This is a genomic window from Pseudoalteromonas sp. 19-MNA-CIBAN-0066 (genome assembly GCF_040308705.1).
Lineage (GTDB): Bacteria > Pseudomonadota > Gammaproteobacteria > Enterobacterales > Alteromonadaceae > Pseudoalteromonas > Pseudoalteromonas nigrifaciens.
The window spans coordinates 1-234 of record NZ_JBEONZ010000438.1; the positions used below are offsets into that span (position 1 = coordinate 1).

The window sequence follows — 234 nt, forward strand, 5'->3', positions numbered from 1 at the left end:
CTGCCTGCCGTTGGCTCTGCACCTATAAACCAAATACCGGCATCTTCTTCGCCTACAAATAATTGTCCTAGTTCATCATCTGCACTACAGCCTTCTGGTTGGCTTGGTAGGTTAAACTCGCGAACAAGTTTGCCTGTTATTTTTTCGTTATTCTCACTGATTTTATATTGCTGATATAGCCCCGATTTATCATTTACAAATACATAGTTCCCCGTATTTGACGAGTACATACAT

General features: G+C 40.6%; 1 protein-coding gene. It reads right to left on the reverse strand.

Translation table 11 applies throughout. From position 1 onward, the window contains the following. The coding region (locus tag AAEZ18_RS19735; RefSeq protein WP_352256151.1) for a phytase at positions 1-234 on the reverse strand (234 nt) is incomplete at both ends.